This is a genomic window from Streptomyces sp. NPDC019937, assembly GCF_040631655.1.
Lineage (GTDB): Bacteria > Actinomycetota > Actinomycetes > Streptomycetales > Streptomycetaceae > Streptomyces.
Genome location: NZ_JBEYAL010000044.1, coordinates 1 through 17,711, shown reverse-complemented (window position 1 = coordinate 17,711; position 17,711 = coordinate 1). Strand labels below are relative to the sequence as shown.

Here is a 17,711-nt window from a genome sequence, read left to right as displayed (position 1 = left end):
CTGAGGGCGCCCCGTACGCGGCCCGGGACCCCGGGCCGCGTACGGCGGCGGTGCGAAAGGCTCAGGCCGAGCAGCGCTCACCGTTCAGCGTGAAGGCGCGGGGCGGGGAGTTCCGGTTGTGCCAGGTGGCGAGGAAGCCCACGGAGAAGGGCTTGTCGGCGTCCACCCGGTGGTTGTAGTCGGCCGGTGTGGTGGTCACCGTGGAACCGCGCTGGGTGAACTCGCCGTTCCACATCTGGGTGACGCGCTGGTCGTCGGGGAAGTCCCAGGAGACCCGCCAGGTGTCGAGCGCGCTGCGGGAGGTCAGCGTGACCTCGGCCTTGAAGCCGTCGGGCCATTCGGTGACCACGTCGTAGCGGGCCGTGCAGGCCGGCTCGCCGGGGGGCTTCCGGGAGGAGCCGTCGGAGGGCTCGTGGCCCTCGCCCGAGCCCTTCGAGGCGGACGGTGAGGCGGGCGGGTCGGTGCGCTTCCCGTCCTTGTCGCCCTTGCCCCCCTTGCCCCCCTTGCCCCCCTTGTCCTCGTCGCGGTCCTCGCGCCGCGGGTCGTCCTTCCCGGCCTTGCCGCCCACGCCGTCGCCACCACGGGAGGAGGACGGCTCGGCGGACGTGCCCGGGCTGCCCGGGGTCCCGGTGCCCACCGGGGTCGTGTCCGAGGGCGTGCCGCCGGGCGCGGTGGTGTCCCGGGTCACGCGGTTGGTGGCCTGCTCCCCGTCCCCGCCGCCGGACACCGCGGCGGTCCTGGTCAACGCGACCGTCGTGGCCAGCGCCACGACGGCCACCACCGCCAGGGCGACCGTCGCCGTACGGGCTCTGCGCACCCCGTGGACGGCTCTTCTGCGCCCCGTCGGGCCGAGTCTCTGCCGCAGCAGGCGCGGCGCCATCATCAGCGGTCCGCCGACCTTGTCCAGGACCCGGTCCCGTAACGGGATGTGGACCGCGTGCGAGGCCGGCGCGGGCGGCGCGGGAGTGGCGCCCGGGGCCCGCTCGACGGCTCTTCGCCGCCGCGCCACATAGCCGTGCCCGCCCCAGCCCAGCACCCCGCCGGCCAGCGCGTTGGGCAGCCCGCCCCCGTGCAGGTACAGGCAGGCGGCGGCCTCGCGGCAGTTCCGGCAGCGGGCGAGGTGCTGCCACAGGTCCGCGGGGGAGTGGGCGTCCGGCGAACGCGTGGCGGCGTCCAGCAGCTTGGCGTAGCTGCGGCACTCCTCATGCGCGAGGGTGTCCAGATGGTTGCGCTGGCAGCGCTGCCGGAAGGCGGCCCGCACCCGGGCGATCTCCTCGGTGGCGTACGCGATGTCGCCGCCCAGCTGCCACGCCACCGCCTCGACCGGCTGCGACTCCACCTCGACGGACCACAGCAGCGCCCCGTCGTATTCCCCCATGTCGCGCAGCCCGCGCAGGGCGAGCGGCTGTTCGCGGGGCGGGACGGCGTAGCGGGCGACGCCGGTGGAGGAGAGCCAGACCCGCAGCTCCGGGTCGAGCCGGTCGCCGTCCCGGTGGGTGTGCCAGTCGGCGGCGGTCTTGCGTACGGACGTCAGGAGCAGCGGAAGCCACGGCAGCCGCGGGCCCCAGGAACGGGCCCGGCGGTTGCGGGCGGCCCTGATGCCGCGCCGGAACGCCTCGGTGGCCAGCCGCATGCCGTCTTCGGGGGTGGTGGTGCACAGGTCCGCGTAGTCGGCTACCGCGTCCCAGTAGAGGTTGAGCAGGGCCGTCGGGGAAACGGCGTCGGTGTCCGCTGCGGAGACGGACGGTTGGCCGGGCGACGCGAACGCGCCGTCCCGGGATGCCGAGTGGTCGGGCATGGAGGCACATTCCTCACTCACGAACAGTGGCGCCCCCGCCAGGGGGGCAAGCCTCTCACATGGGGCCGCGGGGTTGGGCAGCCAACAGCACAGATCTGACTCGGAGTTGGGGATTCCCCTTCACGGGTGGGCCGAGCCTTTCACGTCTGTGAGTCGGCTGACAAGAGACGATAGAGGAGTGAGGGAGGTGTTGTGTCCAAGGGGCCCGAACCGTGGTGGTCCGGGCCCCGGGACTGATATATGACGTGACGTCAGAAGTGTCGGTGACGCAACGTCAGAAGACGTGCCTGACGCACCCTCAGACCGACAGCTCCACCCCGTACCGGCGCAGCCAGGAGTCGAGGCCCAGCGCCACTTCCATGCCCTGCCGGGACTGGTGTCCCGTCCCCTTCGCCGCCTGCTCGGCGGCCTCCTGGTCGATCAGTGGCCGCGCCGGGGAGGAGGAGTCGGCCGCCAGCGCCCGCACCCGGTCGCGCAGGGCGTCCGTGTAGCGGGTGTCCTGGGTGCTGGGATACGGGCTCTTCACCCGCTGGGCCACCGACTCGGGCAGGACGTCCAGGGCGGCGGCGCGCAGCAGCGACTTCTCCCGGCCGTCGAACGTCTTCAGCGACCACGGCGTGTTGAACACGTACTCCACCAGCCGGTGGTCGCAGAACGGCACCCGCACCTCCAGGCCCACCGCCATGCTGGCGCGGTCCTTGCGGTCCAGCAGGTACTGCACGAAGCGGGTCAGGTGCAGATACGAGACCTCCCGCATCCGGTGCTCCAGGCGCGATTCGCCCGGCAGATGCGGCACCTCGGCCAGCGCCTCGCGGTAGCGGGCGTCCCGGTAGCCCCTGATGTCGATCCGGTCGAGGAGGTCGCGGCGGAGCAGCCCCGTGCGGCTGCCCGACCCCCGGCCCGCGAAGCCGTTCGTGCCGAACGCGGTGATCCACGGGAAGGTGTCCCCCCACACCGCGTCCTCGTCGTGGAACCAGCGGTAGCCGCCGAACACCTCGTCCGCCGACTCACCGGACAGGGCGACCGTCGAATGCTTGCGGATCTCCTTGAACAGCAGGTAGAGCGAGGTGTCGCTCTCCCCGGTGCCGAACGGCAGATCGCGCGCGAACAGCACCGCGTCGCGGTTCCGGCCGTCCATCAGGGCGGCGGTGTCGAGCACGATGTCCTGGTGGTCCGAGCGCGCGTGCTCGGCCAGCGCGTGGGCGTACGGGCCGTCGGGGGTGCCGCGCAGCGCGTCCGCCTGGAAGTTCTCGGTCTGGCCGACGAAGTCCACCGCGAACGACCGCACCGGCCCCTTCCCCGCCGCGCCCAGCCGCCGCGCGGCCAGGGCGGTGATCACCGAGGAGTCCAGCCCGCCGGAGAGCAGGGTGCACAGCGGTACGTCCGCGATCAGCTGCCGTTCCACGATGTCGTCCAGCAGCTCCCGCACCCGGCGCACGGTGGTCTCCTGGTCGTCGGTGTGCTCCCGGGCCTCCAGTGCCCAGTACCGCCGCTCGGTCAGCCCCTCCGGCCGCACCCGCACCACATGCCCGGGCCGCACCTCGTACATCCCCCGGTACACGGCGTGGCCGGGCGTCTTCGTGAACGCCAGCAGCTCCGCCAGCCCCTCCCCGTCCACCGCCGGACGCACCGCCGGATGGGCCAGGATCGCCTTGGGCTCGGAACCGAAGATCACCCCGTCCGGGGTGGGGTAGTAGTACAGCGGCTTGATCCCCATGCGGTCGCGGACCAGCAGCAACTGCCGCTCCCGCGGCTCCCACAGCGCGAACGCGTACATCCCGTTCAGCCGCTCGGTGAAGTCCTCGCCCCACTCCAGATACGCGTGCAGCGCCACCTCGGTGTCGCTGCTGGTCCGGAAGGAGTGCCCGCGTGCGGTCAACTGCTCCCGCAGCTCACGGTAGTTGTAGATCTCCCCGCTGTAGGTGGTCACCAGCACCGTGCGCCCGTCGTGCTCGACCGGCATCGGCTGCTTCCCGCCCTCGATGTCGATGACGGCCAGCCGCCGGTGTCCCAGCGCCGCATGGGTGTCCGTCCACATCCCACTCGCGTCCGGACCGCGGCAGCTCATGGTGCGGGTCATCGCGTCGAGCGCCTCGCGCTCGGCGGTCAGGTCCTTGTCGTACGCGATCCATCCGGTGATGCCGCACATCGGCGGAACACTCCCTCCGGTCGGCTCGCCCCGGTGTCCCCGGAGCCTCGGTACACCCCCGTCAGCAGGGCTTTTCCCGCCACCGTCCTGCGGCGGGCGCCCTTCGCCTCACCGTACGCCCAACTCGTTGCATTAACCATCGGTCGCTTGAGGCAATCATTATTTCCGGCCAGGCGCGGGGGTCTTCGGTGCCAATCGCCCCATCACTCCGCGAAACGCGTGGTTCGGGAGTTAAGGTTCACTCCACTCATGCGGATGTAGCCATCACGCATCGCACCACGGGTAGCCGCGCGGGAACGTCCGAAGCGGCTGTGCACATAGGGGGGAACCTATGCACGAGATGGTCAAGGGCGGCAATGTCGGACTCGCCGCGCTGAGCGAGGACACCGGCTCGGTGATCCTGAGCCTTGGCTGGAGCACCGCCACCGGGGAGGGGGACGCGGACGTCTCCGTCCTGCTGCTGAACGCGGACGGCAAGGTGCGCGGCGACGCGGACTTCTACTTCTACAACAACCCGGCCGCGGCCGACGGCAGTGTGCAACTGCTCGGCAAGGCGCCGACCGCCGACGGCAGCGAGGACCGCGTCAGCCTCGATCTGACCGCCGCCCCGGCCGGCGTCGAGCGCATCGTCGTGGCGGCCAGCCGGTACGGCGGTGCCCGCTTCGGCGACCTCGCGGACCTCCGGATGACGCTCGCCGACCGGGCCGGGGAGACCCTGCTGGGGTTCAGCATCGAGGACGCGAGCGTGGAGACCGCGTTCATCTTCGGGGAGCTGTACCGGCGCGGCGAGGAGTGGAAGTTCCGGGCCGTCGGCCAGGGGTACGAGTCCGGGCTGGCCGGGCTGGCGACGGACTTCGGCATCGACATCGACGATGACGCCGCCGACGCCGACGGGCGCGACCAGGAGGCGGAGGAGGCCGTCGCGGTCGAGCAGGAGACGTCCCCCGCGCCGCAGCGGACCGTCCCCGCCCAGGCGGCACCGGCGGCCGCGTCCAAGCGGCCCCGTACGGCGAAGAAGAAGGTCACGCTCCCCAAGGTCGCCAAGAAGTCGCTGGCCGAAAACGACTCCTGGCGGCTGGCCCGGCTCTTCCCGGTCTCCTCGCTCAAGAGCGACCGCGAGCGCGAGACGCGGGCCACGTCCGTGCTGCTGTCGGTGATCGCCCAGGTGCCGGAGTTCGGGCGCCGGCTCACCGCCGCGTTCGGCGCGCCGGCGGGCCGTATGGAGACCTTCACGGAGGTCTCGCTGCCGCATGGGGGCAACGCTCCCAGGCGTCCCGACGGTGTGATCCGCGTGGAGCGGGCGGGCAAGCTCTGGACCGCCCTGGTCGAGACCAAGACCAACGGCAATCCGCTCAAGTCCGAGCAGGTGCAGGACTACATGGACATAGCGGCCCGGCGCGGCTACGAAGCCGTGATCACCCTGTCCAACGACGTCGCCCTGGACGGCAGCCCGCTGGTCGACGTCAAGATCGACGGACGGCGCAAGCACAAGGTCGCGCTGTGGCATCTGTCCTGGGCCGAGGTGACCCACCACGCCCAGATGCTCATCCGGCACGAGGGCGTCGGCAACCCCGCCCACGCCTGGCTGCTCCAGGAGCTGCTGCACTACCTGCAGCACGAGAACTCCGGCTGCCACGGCTTCCAGAACATGGGCCCCGCCTGGGTGCCGGTGCGCAACGGCATCGACGACGAGACCCTGTGCCAGGGCGACCGGCGCGCCGTCGACGTGGTCGAGAGCTGGGAGCGGCTGATCCGCCAGGTGTGTCTGCGGCTCGGCGGCGAGCTGGGCCAGAAGACGCTGCCGGTCCAGCGCGCCAAGCGCGGCACCGACCAGCGCTCCCGCCGCGCCGCCCTCGCCGACCAGCTGTGCCAGGACGGCCGCCTCCACGCCGAGCTGCGCATCGAGGACACCACCGGGATCCTCGCGATCGTCGCCGATCTGCGCACCGGTAAGCTGCGCACCTCCCTCGAGATCCCGGCTCCCGACCAGGGCTACCCCCTGACCTGGGTCAAGCGGCTGGTGCGCCGGCTCGCGGAGGCCCCGGCCGACCTCCACATCGAAACCCTCGTCGAGGGGCAGGGCGGCGGCCCGCGCGGCACGCTGGAGCGGCTGCGCCCCGAGCCGGGCGATCTGCTCCCCAAGGACGGCGACCGGATCACCGGCTTCCGGCTGTCGCTCTTCAAGAGCATGGGCAGTACCCGCGGCAACGCCGAGTCCGGCTTCATCCGCAGCGTCGACGAGGCCGTGGACCGCTTCCACGCCGGGGTCGTCGCCCAGCTGGAGCGCCGCCCGGCCCGGCGCGCCGCCGAGTAGCCCCGAGGGGAAGCGAAGCTCACACCCGGCGGAAGGGGACTGTGCAGGGGACGTAATCGCCCGCGATCGGCGGCTGTGACGCGCTCGCAACCGGGGGTTTTTACGGTGTGCGGCAGTGGGAGACGCCCACCGCGAGCGTGGAAGGGGCCAGGCGTGACGGCATCGGCTCGGTCGGCGGAGCCGGTGCGTACCGGCTCCGCCGCGGTGCGGACGGTGTGCTCGTACTGCGGGGTCGGGTGCGGGATCGTGCTCGACGTCGGGCGGGATGCGCAGGGGCGCCGGACGGTGCTGAAGGCGTCCGGGGACAAGGCGCATCCCGCCAACGCGGGGCGGCTGTGCACCAAGGGGGCCACCAGCGCGGAGATGCTCGCGGCGGACGGGCGGCTGGAGACGGCGCTGTCGCGGGACGACCGGGGCGCGGAGCCGTCGCCGACCGGGGTGGACGAGGCGATCACGGCGACCGCGCGGCGGCTGCGGGCGATCCTCGACGAGCACGGGCCGGACGCGCTCGCCCTCTATGTGTCCGGGCAGATGACCCTGGAGGCGCAGTACCTGGCCAACAAGCTGGCGAAGGGGTTCATCGGCACCAACCAGATCGAGTCCAACTCGCGGCTGTGCATGGCGAGCGCGGGCAGCGGCTACAAGCTGTCGCTGGGGGCGGACGGGCCGCCCGGTTCGTACGAGGACTTCGAGCACGCCGACGCGTTCCTCGTCATCGGCTCCAACATGGCCGACTGCCATCCGATCCTGTACCTGCGGCTGATGGACCGGGTGAAGGCGGGCGCCAAGCTGATCGTGGTCGATCCGCGGCGCACCGCGACCGCCGCCAAGGCGGACCTGTTCCTGCAGATCAAGCCGGGCACGGACCTGGCGCTGCTCAACGGGCTGCTGCGGCTGCTGGTCGAGGGCGGTTACACCGATCAGGAGTTCATCGAGGAGCACACCAAGGGCTGGGAGACCATGCCCGCCTTCCTGGAGGACTATCCGCCCGCGCGGGTCGCGGAGATCACCGGCATCCCGGAGGAGGACATCCGCCGGGCCGCGCGGTGGATCGGGGAGGCCGGGGAGTGGATGAGCTGCTGGACGATGGGGCTCAACCAGTCCACGCACGGCACCTGGAACACCAACGCGCTGATCAACCTGCATCTGGCCACCGGCGCGATCTGCCGCCCCGGCAGCGGCCCGTTCTCGCTCACCGGGCAGCCCAACGCCATGGGCGGCCGGGAGATGGGGTACATGGGCCCTGGACTGCCCGGGCAGCGGTCGGTGCTGGACGCGGCGGACCGGGCGTTCACCGAGGAGCTGTGGGGGATCGCGCCCGGCACGCTGCGGGCGGACGGGGCCGGGCAGGGCACCGTCGAGATGTTCCGGCGCATGGCGGACGGCGAGATCAAGGCGTGCTGGATCATCTGCACCAACCCCGTCGCCTCGGTCGCCAACCGCCGGACGGTGATCGAGGGCCTGGAGGCGGCCGAGTTCGTCGTCACCCAGGACGCCTTCGCCGAGACCGAGACGGGCGCGTACGCGGATGTGGTGCTGCCCGCCGCGATGTGGGCCGAGGCCGACGGCGTGATGATCAACTCCGAGCGCGATCTGACCCTCGCCCGGCAGGCGGTCGACCCGCCCGGCGAGGCGCTGCCGGACTGGCAGATCATCGCCCGGATCGCCTGCGAGATGGGGTACGGGGACGCCTTCGGCTATGGATGCGCGGAGGAGATCTTCGAGGAGATCAAGCGCGCCTCGAACCCGAGGACCGGCTACGACCTGAGCGGGGTGACGTACGAGCGGCTGCGCGAGGCCCCGGTGCAGTGGCCCGCGGCGTCCGGTGACGGCGACGACCGCAACCCCGTCCGCTACCTCAACGACGGCGTCAGCCAGACCCTGACCGTACGGGAGGACGGCACCCGGCCCCGGCTGGCGTTCCCCACGCCGAGCGGCCGCGCCGTCTTCCACGCCCGCCCGCACATGGACGCCGCCGAGCTGCCGGACGACGACTTCCCGTTCGTGCTCAACACGGGGCGGGTGCAGCACCAGTGGCACACCCTCACCAAGACCGGCAAGGTCGCCAAGCTGAACAAGCTCAACCCGGGGCCGTTCGTCGAGCTGCACCCGAGGGACGCGGAGCGGCTGGGCGTCGGCGAGGGCGACGCGGTGGAGGTGGCCTCGCGGCGCGGGCGGGCGGTGCTGCCCGCGGTGGTGACCGACCGGGTGCGGCCGGGGAACTGCTTCGCGCCGTTCCACTGGAACGACCTGTTCGGCGAATACCTCGGCATCAACGCGGTCACCAACGACGCGGTCGATCCGGTGTCCTTCCAGCCGGAGTTCAAGGTGTGCGCGGTGTCGCTGGCCAAGGTGGCGTCGGCGCCGTCCCCGCCCGAAGCCGCCCCGGCCACGAGTGCCGACGGGCTCGCCGGGACGTTCGGCGTCGGCGACCTGGCCCCGCCGGTCCTCACCGCGACCGAGCGGCAGTATCTGCGCGGCTTCCTCGCCGGGCTGCACGGCACGGCGCCGGGCCCGAGCGCCCGGGCGACCGCCGCCGTCCCCGTCCTGCCCCAGGACGCGCCCTTCTCGCCCGAGCACGCCCTGTGGGTCAACGGCGTCCTGGCCGGGGCCTTCTCCCGCGCGCCCGCCCCCGCCCCCGCCGCGCCCGCCCCCGCCGCCGCCCCGGAGACCGCCGAGCCCGGGACGGCCGTCCGCGAAGTGGTCGTCCTGTGGGCCTCCCAGACCGGTAACGCCGAGGACGTCGCCGGGGCCGCCGCCCGCCGCCTCACCGAAACGGGGCGGCAGGCCCGGCTGCTGGAGATGGACGGCCTCGCCGCCGCCACCCTCCCCCGCCCCGCCGACCTCCTCGTCATCACCAGCACCTTCGGTGACGGCGACGCCCCCGACAACGGCTCCGGCTTCTGGGAGTCCCTGGCCGCCCCCGACGCGCCCCGCCTCGACGGCACCCGCTACGCCGTCCTCGCCCTCGGCGACTCCAGCTACGACGACTTCTGCGGCCACGGCCGCCGCCTGGACCAGCGCCTCGACGAGCTGGGCGCCGTACGCCTCGCCCCCCGCACCGACTGCGAACCGGACTACGACGAGCCCGCCCGCGCCTGGCTGGACACCGTCCTCGACGCCCTGGGCACCGCGACGTCCGAGGCGGCGCCCGCCCCGGCTCCGAAGGCCCCGGTCGCCCCCGCCGCCCCGGCCGTCTCCACCCCGAAGGCCCCCGACCGCCCCACCAAGGCCGAGCCCTTCACCACCCGCCTCACCGGCAACCGGCTGCTGAGCCTGCCCGGAGCGGCCAAGGAGGTGCGGCAGTTCGCGTTCGACACCGGCGACGGCGCGCTCGCCTACGAGGCCGGGGACGCGCTCGGCGTCTGGCCCGAGAACTGCCCCGACCTGGTCGCCGAATGGCTCGACGTCACCGGCGTCGACCCGGCCGCCGAGGTGGCCGTCCAAGCGGTCCGGGGCGCCGCCGGCTCAGGCCCGCGCGTGATGCCGCTCGCCGACGCCCTCCGGCACCATCTGGAGATCGCGAAGATCACCCCGGATCTGCTGCGCTTCGTCCTCGACCGCACCCACGACCACGACCTCAAGCGGCTGCTGCGCCCGGACAACAAGGACGGTCTGGCCCAGTGGACCTGGGGCCGCCAGGCCGTGGACGTCCTCGCCGCATACCCGGTGCGCGCCTCCGCCCAGGAGTGGGCCGATGTCCTCAAACGGCTCCAGCCCCGGCTGTACTCCATATCGTCCAGCCCCCTCGCCCACCCCCATGAGGTGCGGCTGACCGTCTCCGTGGTGCGCTTCGAGAGCCGTGGCGGAACGCTCCGCAAGGGCGTCGCCTCCACCCACCTCGCCGACGCCGACGCCGACCGCCCGGTGCCCGTCTTCGTGCAGCGCGCCCCCGCCTTCCGGCCCCCGGCCGACCCCACGACACCGATGGTGATGGTCGGCCCCGGCACCGGCGTCGCCCCGTTCCTCGGGTTCCTCCAGGAGCGCAGGGCGCGCGGCGCGACCGCCCCCAACTGGCTGTTCTTCGGCGAACAGCGCCGCGCCACCGACTTCTACTACGAGGACGAACTCGACCAGTTGCGCCGCCACGGCACCCTCACCCGGCTCGACACCGCCTTCTCCCGCGACCAGCGGTCCAAGGTGTACGTCCAGGACCGGATGCGCGAACACGGCGCCCGGCTGTGGTCCTGGCTCCAGGACGGCGCCCACTTCTACGTGTGCGGGGACGCCACCCGGATGGCCAAGGACGTCGACCGGGCGCTGCGCGACATCGCCGTCGCCCACGGCGGACTCGACGAGGACGCGGCCGAGTTGTACGTCAAGCAGCTCGCCGCCGACAAGCGCTACGCGCGCGACGTGTACTGAGGCGGACGCCCGGCTGAAACGCAAGAGCCAGGGTTCGTTGCCCGATCGTTGGGCCGATGCAACCCAATGGATGAGCCGCACCTCGCAAACGCGCTCGTATCATGGGCGGATGCACACGTACCGGATCGGAGAGGCGGCGGCCCTCATGGGCGTCAGCGCCGATACCCTGCGCCGCTGGGTCGACAGCGGACGGCTCACCGCCGAGCGGGACGACCAGGGCCGCCGGATCATCCCGGGCCCGGCGCTGGCCGCGTTCGCCCGGGAGCTGAGCCGCGGCACGGACCGGGAGGGCAACGGCGTCTCCTCGGCCCGCAACCGCTTCGCGGGCATCGTCACCGAGGTGATCCTCGGCGATGTGTCCGCACAGGTGGAGATCCAGGCGGGGCCGTTCCGCGTGGTGTCCATGATCAGCCGGGAATCCGCGGAGGAGCTGGGCCTGGAGCCGGGCGTCCCCGCGGTGGCGGTGATCAAGTCGACCAACGTGGTCGTGGAGAAACCGTGAGCCCGGCCCCGCCGCGCACACCGACGAGGAGAAACCTGTGACGACCCGTTCCGCGATCCGCCGGAGCCGCACCCTGCGCGTGGCGGGCGGCCTCACCGTGGCCGTGCTGGCGCTCGGCGGCTGTTCCTCCAGCGACTCCGACTCGTCCCAGAAGCCCGACGGGGAGAGCGGATCGGCCGCGAAGGACGGGAAGAAGGTGTCCGGCACGGTCACGGTCTTCGCCGCCGCCTCGCTCAAGGAGAGCTTCACGGAGCTGAAGAAGACCTTCGAGAAGGAGAACCCCGGGGCCAAGGTGACGTTCAACTTCGGCGGCAGCGACGGCCTCGCCGCCAGCATCACCTCCGGCGCCCCCGCCGATGTCTTCGCCGCCGCCAGCCCGAAGACCATGAAGACGGTCACCGACGCGGGCGACGCCCAGGGCACCCCGTCGGCCTTCGTCCGCAACCAGCTGGAGATCGCGACCCTCCCCGGCAACCCGAAGAAGATCACCAACTTCGAGGACCTCACCCGGGGCGGGCTGAAGGTCGCGCTGTGCGCCAAGGAGGTGCCGTGCGGCGCCGCCGCGCAGAAGGTGCTGGACGCGGAGCACCTGAAGCTCACCCCGGCCAGCTACGAGCAGGACGTCAAGGGCGCGCTCACCAAGGTGGAGCTGAAGGAGGTCGACGCGTCCGTGGTCTACAAGACCGATGTGCGGGCCGCGGGCGGCAAGGTCGAGGGCGTTGAGTTCCCGGAGTCGGAGAAGGCCATCAACGACTACCCCATCGCCCAGCTGAAGAAGGCGCCGAACGCCGAGGGCGCCGCCGCCTTCATCGACCTGGTGAAGTCCCCGCAGGGCCAGAAGGTGCTGACCAAGGCGGGCTTCCTCAAGCCGTGACGCCCTCCGCACCGCAGACCCTGGACAACAAGCGGCAACGGCGCACCCGGTCCGGCGTCCCGCTGCCGCTGCTGCTGCCCGCCCTCGCCGGGTTCGCCTTCCTCGTCCTGCCGCTGTCCGCGCTGCTGATCCGGGCGCCCTGGCGGTCGCTGCCGGATCAGCTGACCAGCGTCGAGGTGTGGCAGGCGCTGCGGCTGTCGCTGATCACCGCGACCGCCGCCACCGCCGTCGCGCTGGTGCTGGGCGTGCCGCTGGCCTGGCTGCTGGCCCGGGCCCGCTTCCCCGGCCGCGGCGTGGTGCGCGCCCTGGTGACCCTGCCGCTGGTGCTGCCGCCGGTGGTGGGCGGTGTGGCGCTGCTGCTGGCGCTGGGCCGCAACGGCATCGTGGGCCGCTGGCTGGACTCCGCCTTCGGCGTCACCCTGCCGTTCACCACGGCGGGGGTCGTGGTGGCGGAGGCGTTCGTGGCGATGCCGTTCCTGGTGATCAGCGTCGAGGGCACGCTACGGGCCGCCGACCCGCGGTACGAGGAGGCCGCCACCACCCTCGGCGCCTCCCGCTTCACCGCCTTCCGGCGCGTCACCCTGCCGATGATCGCGCCCGGCGTGGCGGCCGGCGCGGTGCTCGCGTGGGCGCGGGCGCTGGGGGAGTTCGGCGCCACCATCACCTTCGCGGGCAACTTCCCCGGCCGCACCCAGACCATGCCGCTGTCCGTCTACCTCGCGCTGCAGAGCGACCCGGCCGCCGCCATCGCGCTGAGCCTGGTGCTGCTCGCCGTGTCCATCGCGGTCCTCGCCGGGCTGCGCGACCGCTGGATGGGGGCCTCCGCGTGACCACCCGCACCTCCGCCGCGACACGGAAGGGCACCGGCGGCCTCGACGCCCATCTCGTCGTGGACCGCGGCGACTTCAGGCTCGATCTTCGATTGACCGCCGCCCCCGGCGAGGTGGTCGCCCTGCTCGGCCCCAACGGCGCGGGAAAGACCACCGCGCTGCGCGCCCTGGCCGGGCTCACCCCGCTCACGGCGGGCCGGCTGAGCCTGGACGGGCGGGCGCTGGAGGAGCCGGAGCGGCGGCTGCGGATCCCGCCCGAGTCCCGCCCGGTCGGCGTCGTCTTCCAGGACTACCTGCTCTTCCCGCATCTCACCGCCCTCGACAACGTGGCGTTCGGCCCCCGCTGCCAGGGCGTCCCCAAGGCCGAGGCGCGCGCCCAGGCCGCCGCCCTCCTGGCCCGGATGGGCCTGGACGGCCATACGGGCGCCAAGCCGCGCCGGCTGTCCGGCGGCCAGGCCCAGCGCGTCGCCCTCGCCCGCGCCCTGGCCGTCCGCCCCCGGCTGCTGCTGCTGGACGAGCCGCTGGCCGCGCTGGACGCCCGTACCCGGCTCGACGTACGGTCCGGACTCCGCCGCCACCTCGCCGAGTTCGAGGCGGTGGCCGTGCTGGTCACCCATGACCCGCTGGACGCGATGGTGCTCGCCGACCGGCTCGTCGTGCTGGAGGACGGGCACGTGGTCCAGGACGGCACCCCGTCCGAGGTGTCCCGCCGCCCCCGCACCGACTACATCGCGAGCCTCGTCGGCCTCAACCTGTACCAGGGGCGGGCCGAGGGCCACACCGTACGGCTCGACGGCGGTACGGCCATCACCACCACCGACGACCTCACCGGCCCGGCCTACGTCGCCTTCCCGCCCGCCGCCGTCACCCTTCACCGCGACCGCCCCGACTCCAGCGCCCGCAACACCTGGCGCGCCGAGGTCACCGGCCTGGAGTCACACGGCGACCAGATCCGCGTCGCCCTCACCGGCGAACTGCCGCTGCTCGCCGACCTCACCACCGCCGCCGTGGCCGACCTCGGCCTCCACCCGGGCCGCACCGTCTGGTGCACCATCAAGGCCGCCCAGACACACGCCTATCCGGCCTGAGAGGATGCGTTCCGTGAGCGGACGGGGCGAGCGGAATCCGATATGGCGGCGGCGGCTCATCGCGGGGTCGGTGAGCCTGCTGGCCCTCGGGGTGGCCGTCGCCCACCTCGTGGCGCCGGACCTGACGATCGACAACGTCACCGTCGCGCTGCTGGTCATCGCCATCGTGCCCTGGCTGCGTGACCTCTTCACCAGCATCGAACTGCCCGGCGGGCTCCGGGTGGAGTTCCGGGACGTCGAGCAGCGCGTCGAGGCGGCCGAGGCCATGGCCGACGCCGCGCTCGTCGCCGGTGGCGAGGGCGCGGGGCGGACCGACGACCCGGCGGCCCTGGACGAGGTCCACCGGCTGGCCGCCGAATACCTCTCGGTGCGCGACTCCATGCGCCCCGGATCGGCCCGTACGCAGCGCATGAACGGCATCTTCGCCCGCCTGGTGCGCACCACCCAGCGCATCGCGGACCCCGCCCTGGACGACTGGCTCACCTCATCCGACGGCGGCCTCCGGCTCGCGGCCTACGCCCGCCTGTACGCCGTACCGGACGGCTCCACGCTGGACATCCTGGCGTACGCGGTCACCGAGGAACCCCTCGCCTTCGGCCAGTACTGGGGAATCCGCGCCCTCGACAAGGCCGTCGACCTCGTCGGCCCCGAGAACGTGCGGTCGAGCGTCGTCCGCCGCCTGGAGGACTGCCGCCCGAGCGGCGCCGACCGGGCCCATCTGCTGAACCGCCTGACAGCGAAGATCCACGGCCTTCCGTAGGGGGTGTCTTGTGGATCATGCCGGGCTCCCGACGCCCGGCATGATCCACAAGACACCCCCTAAGGGCACAGGGGGTCACGCGTCGGTGATGACCACCTTCCCGAAGTGGCCCCGGTCCGCGAAGTGGCGGTACGCGGCGGGCGCGTCCTGGTACGGGAAGGCGCGGTCGATCACCGGGCGCAGCCGGTGCCGCTCGATCGCCCGGTTCATCGCCTCGAACATCTCCCGGCTGCCCACGAACATGCCCTGCAGCGTGACCCCCTTGCGCACCACCGCCATGGGGTCGACGCCGCTGCCGTCGGCCAGCACCCCGATGACGCTGATCCGCCCGCCGGTGCGGACGGCGGTCAGCGACTGGGGCAGCGTGCCCGCGCCGCCGACCTCCACGACGTGGTCCACGCCGCCGCCGGTCGCCTCGTGCACGGTCCGCCCCCACGCGGGCGTCCGCACGTAGTCGATCCCGTCGGCCGCGCCGAGCGCGCGCAGCCGGGCCAGCTTGGTGTCGCTGCTGGAGGTGGCGATGACGTGGGCGCCGCTCAGCGCGGCGAATTGCAGCGCGAAGAGCGAGACGCCGCCGCTGCCGAGGGTCAGCACGGTCTGCCCCGGCGCGGCGCCGCCCGCCGTCACCACCGCGTGCCAGGCGGTCACGGCGGCGCAGGGGAGGGTGGCGGCCTCGGCGAAGTCCAGGTGGGCGGGGGCGGCGACGAGGGCGTCCTGGTCGAAGAGGACGTACTGGGCGAGGACGCCGCCGGACGGGCCGCCGAGCGCGCCCGCGGTGCGGTCCGCGGTGGCCGCACCGGAGATCCAGTGCGGCATGAAGACGCTCACCACCCGGTCACCGGCCGCCCACCGGGTGACCTCGGCGCCCGCGTCGACCACCTCGCCCGCGCCGTCGGACAGCGGCACCAGGCCGGGGGTGAGGGCGCGCCCGTAGCTGTCCGAAGCGATCATCAGGTCGCGGTAGTTGAGCGACCAGGCGCGCATCCGGACCAGCACCTCGCGCGGCCCGGGGGCGGGCACCTCGCGGGTCGCGGGGCGGAGGGCGTCCACGCCGGTGAAGCGGGGCAGTTCGAAGCAGCTCGTGGTCGTTGTCGTGGTCGTCGTCATGCGGGGATCCTCACGGCGTGGCCGCTGACGCGGACACGGGTGTCGTCGGGGTCGATGTCCACCAGCAGTTCGCTGGGCCGCCCCATGTCCTCGCCCTGCCGGATCCGGACCCGGGACGCCTCGGTGACCAGGCCGTTCGCGCGCAGATAGCCGCCGAACGCGGCGGCCGCGGCGCCGGTGGCCGCGTCCTCCACGACCCCGCCGACCGGGAACGGGTCACGGGCGTCGAAGTCGAGCCGGTCCGGGTCCGGGCGGTGCACCAGATGCACGGTGGTCCAGCCGCGCCGCCGCATCAGCTCCTCCAGCGCGCCGAAGTCGTACGCGAGGTCGGCGAGCCGGGCCCGGGTGGCGGCGGCGAGGATCAGGTGGTCGTTGCCCGCGAACGCGATGTGCGGGGGGAGCGCGGGGTCGAGGTCGGCCGGGGACCAGCGCAGCGCCGCCAGCGCGGGCGCGATCTCGGTGTCCTCGTCGGCGGGACGCGTCCGGGCGGGCACGGAGGTGAGGGTGGCGCGCGGCGCCCCGCCGCCGTCCGTGCTCGTCGTCACGTGGACCTCGCCCGCCGCCGTGTCGAAGACCAGCTCGCCGGGGCCCTCGCGCTCGGCGAGGGCGACGGCGGTGGCGACGGTGGCGTGGCCGCAGAAGGCGACCTCGGCGCGCGGGCTGAAGAACCGCAGCCGGTAGCGGGCTCCGTCGTACGCGGTGACGAACGCGGTCTCGGAGTACCCGACCCGGGCGGCGATGGCCGTCATGGCGGCGTCGTCGAGTGTCCCGGCGTCGAGGACCACACCGGCGGGGTTGCCGCCGGACGGGTCGGTGGTGAAGGCGGAGTAGCGCAGTACCTCGGTCATGGCGTCCACGCTTCCACCGGACGGCCATCGCGTCCAACGATTCCTTTCGCTGGCCTCCATCGGGAAACCCGATACCCTCCTGGTGATGGACACCAGACTCCTGCGGACGTTCGCGGCCCTGGCGAGGACCGGGAGCTTCACCGCCACCGCCGCCGAGCTGCATCTCGCCCAGTCCACGGTCACCGTCCAGGTCCGCACCCTGGAACGGGAGCTGGGCACCCGCCTGTTCGACCGGCTGCCCACCGGCGCCGTCCCCACCAGCGCCGGGCGGCGGCTGCTGACCGAGGCCGAGGACGTCCTCGACGCCGAGGCCCGGCTGCGCGCGGCCGCCGCGGGCGTCGCCGGGGCCCACGGCACCCCGGAAGGGCAGGTCGCCCTCGGCGCGGGCGAGTCCCTGTGCGCCGCCCGGCTGCCCCGCGTGATCGCCTCGCTCGCCCGCAGCCACCCCGGCATCGAACTCAACCTGCACCCGGCGGGCAGCGCCGCCGCCATCGAGGGGCTGCGCGCGGGCCGCCTGGACCTCGCGCTCCTGCTGGAGCAGCGGGTCGACCACGCCGACCTCACCGCCCGCCCCCTCGCCAGCGAACCCCTCGTCTACCTCGCCGCGCCCGACCACCCGTTCGCGGGCCGCACCGTGGGCTGGGCCGAGCTGGCCCGGCAGAGCTTCTTCGTCCACGAGGAGGGCTGCTCGTACAGCGACCACCTGGTGCGCACCCTCCGCACCCTCCCCGGGCCGCCGCCCCGCCTCACCCGCTTCGGCAGCATCGAGGCCGCCCGCTCCTGCGTCGCCGCCGGTCTCGGCCTCACCCTGCTCCCGCGGGCCACGGTGAGGCGCCAGCTGGCCGACGGCACGCTGGCCGAGGTCCACGGCCCCGGCATCCCCCCGGTCCCCATCCAGCTGACCCACGCCCGCCGCCGCTGGACCAGCCCCGCCGCCCAGGCGGTCGCCGCCGAGCTGGCCCGCCTGATCCCGGCGGACACCTAGGGGGTGTCGTGTGGATCATGCCGGGCTCCCGACGCCCGGCACGGCACCTCGCGGCCCCGCGCTCGTCGCACGCAGCGCCGCTGCGCTCTCC

The 17,711-nt window shown here is 73.4% G+C and carries 12 protein-coding genes; 8 read left to right on the top strand and 4 right to left on the bottom strand.

Annotated elements, in window-relative coordinates:
* Positions 1-61: 61 nt before the first annotated feature.
* Positions 62-1,798: a cellulose-binding domain-containing protein gene (locus ABZ562_RS33675; RefSeq protein WP_361487098.1), complete on the bottom strand. Its 1,737-nt coding sequence runs from the start codon at positions 1,796-1,798 to the stop codon at positions 62-64.
* A 298-nt stretch (positions 1,799-2,096) separates the two neighbouring features.
* Positions 2,097-3,947, bottom strand: a complete 1,851-nt coding sequence (gene asnB, locus ABZ562_RS33670; protein ID WP_361487096.1) for an asparagine synthase (glutamine-hydrolyzing) — start codon at positions 3,945-3,947, stop codon at positions 2,097-2,099.
* Positions 3,948-4,278: 331 nt separating this feature from the next.
* On the opposite strand from asnB, the gene ABZ562_RS33665 reads away from it, so the two are divergent.
* The 7 genes from ABZ562_RS33665 to ABZ562_RS33635 all read left to right on the top strand — a co-directional run bounded on the left by ABZ562_RS33665 (position 4,279) and on the right by ABZ562_RS33635 (position 14,680).
* Complete coding sequence (locus ABZ562_RS33665) at positions 4,279-6,261, top strand: TerD family protein (RefSeq protein ID WP_361487094.1); 1,983 nt, start codon at positions 4,279-4,281, stop codon at positions 6,259-6,261.
* A 153-nt stretch (positions 6,262-6,414) separates the two neighbouring features.
* Positions 6,415-10,626 (top strand): bifunctional nitrate reductase/sulfite reductase flavoprotein subunit alpha, encoded by a 4,212-nt coding sequence (locus ABZ562_RS33660; RefSeq protein ID WP_361487092.1) that lies wholly within the window; start codon positions 6,415-6,417, stop codon positions 10,624-10,626.
* 109 nt (positions 10,627-10,735) lie between these two features.
* Positions 10,736-11,128, top strand: coding sequence for a helix-turn-helix transcriptional regulator (locus ABZ562_RS33655; RefSeq protein WP_199830837.1), 393 nt, complete (start codon positions 10,736-10,738; stop codon positions 11,126-11,128).
* A gap of 37 nt (positions 11,129-11,165) precedes the next feature.
* A complete protein-coding gene (gene modA, locus ABZ562_RS33650; RefSeq protein WP_361487089.1) occupies positions 11,166-12,002 on the top strand; it encodes a molybdate ABC transporter substrate-binding protein in 837 nt (278 codons plus the stop codon).
* On the top strand, positions 11,999-12,832 hold the full coding sequence (locus ABZ562_RS33645; protein ID WP_361487087.1) for an ABC transporter permease: 834 nt from the start codon (positions 11,999-12,001) through the stop codon (positions 12,830-12,832). Before modA ends, ABZ562_RS33645 begins: the two co-directional genes overlap by 4 nt.
* Positions 12,829-13,920, top strand: a complete 1,092-nt coding sequence (locus tag ABZ562_RS33640; RefSeq protein ID WP_361487084.1) for an ABC transporter ATP-binding protein — start codon at positions 12,829-12,831, stop codon at positions 13,918-13,920. Before ABZ562_RS33645 ends, ABZ562_RS33640 begins: the two co-directional genes overlap by 4 nt.
* A 13-nt stretch (positions 13,921-13,933) precedes the next feature.
* The gene (locus ABZ562_RS33635) at positions 13,934-14,680 is read left to right on the top strand and encodes a hypothetical protein (protein ID WP_361487082.1); all 747 of its coding nucleotides are present in this window, start codon (positions 13,934-13,936) and stop codon (positions 14,678-14,680) included.
* A gap of 75 nt (positions 14,681-14,755) precedes the next feature.
* Here the strand turns inward: ABZ562_RS33635 and ABZ562_RS33630 are convergent, their stop codons facing one another.
* Together ABZ562_RS33630 and ABZ562_RS33625 are read right to left on the bottom strand one after the other, a co-directional pair.
* Entirely contained in the window at positions 14,756-15,787 is a 1,032-nt protein-coding gene (locus ABZ562_RS33630; RefSeq protein ID WP_361487079.1) for an NAD(P)-dependent alcohol dehydrogenase, read from the bottom strand.
* Positions 15,784-16,635 (bottom strand): PhzF family phenazine biosynthesis isomerase, encoded by an 852-nt coding sequence (locus ABZ562_RS33625; protein ID WP_361487077.1) that lies wholly within the window; start codon positions 16,633-16,635, stop codon positions 15,784-15,786. Before ABZ562_RS33625 ends, ABZ562_RS33630 begins: the two co-directional genes overlap by 4 nt.
* 85 nt (positions 16,636-16,720) lie before the next feature.
* Between ABZ562_RS33625 and ABZ562_RS33620 the strand changes: the two genes are divergently transcribed.
* Positions 16,721-17,620, top strand: a complete 900-nt coding sequence (locus tag ABZ562_RS33620; protein WP_361487074.1) for a LysR family transcriptional regulator — start codon at positions 16,721-16,723, stop codon at positions 17,618-17,620.
* Positions 17,621-17,711 lie beyond the last annotated feature (91 nt).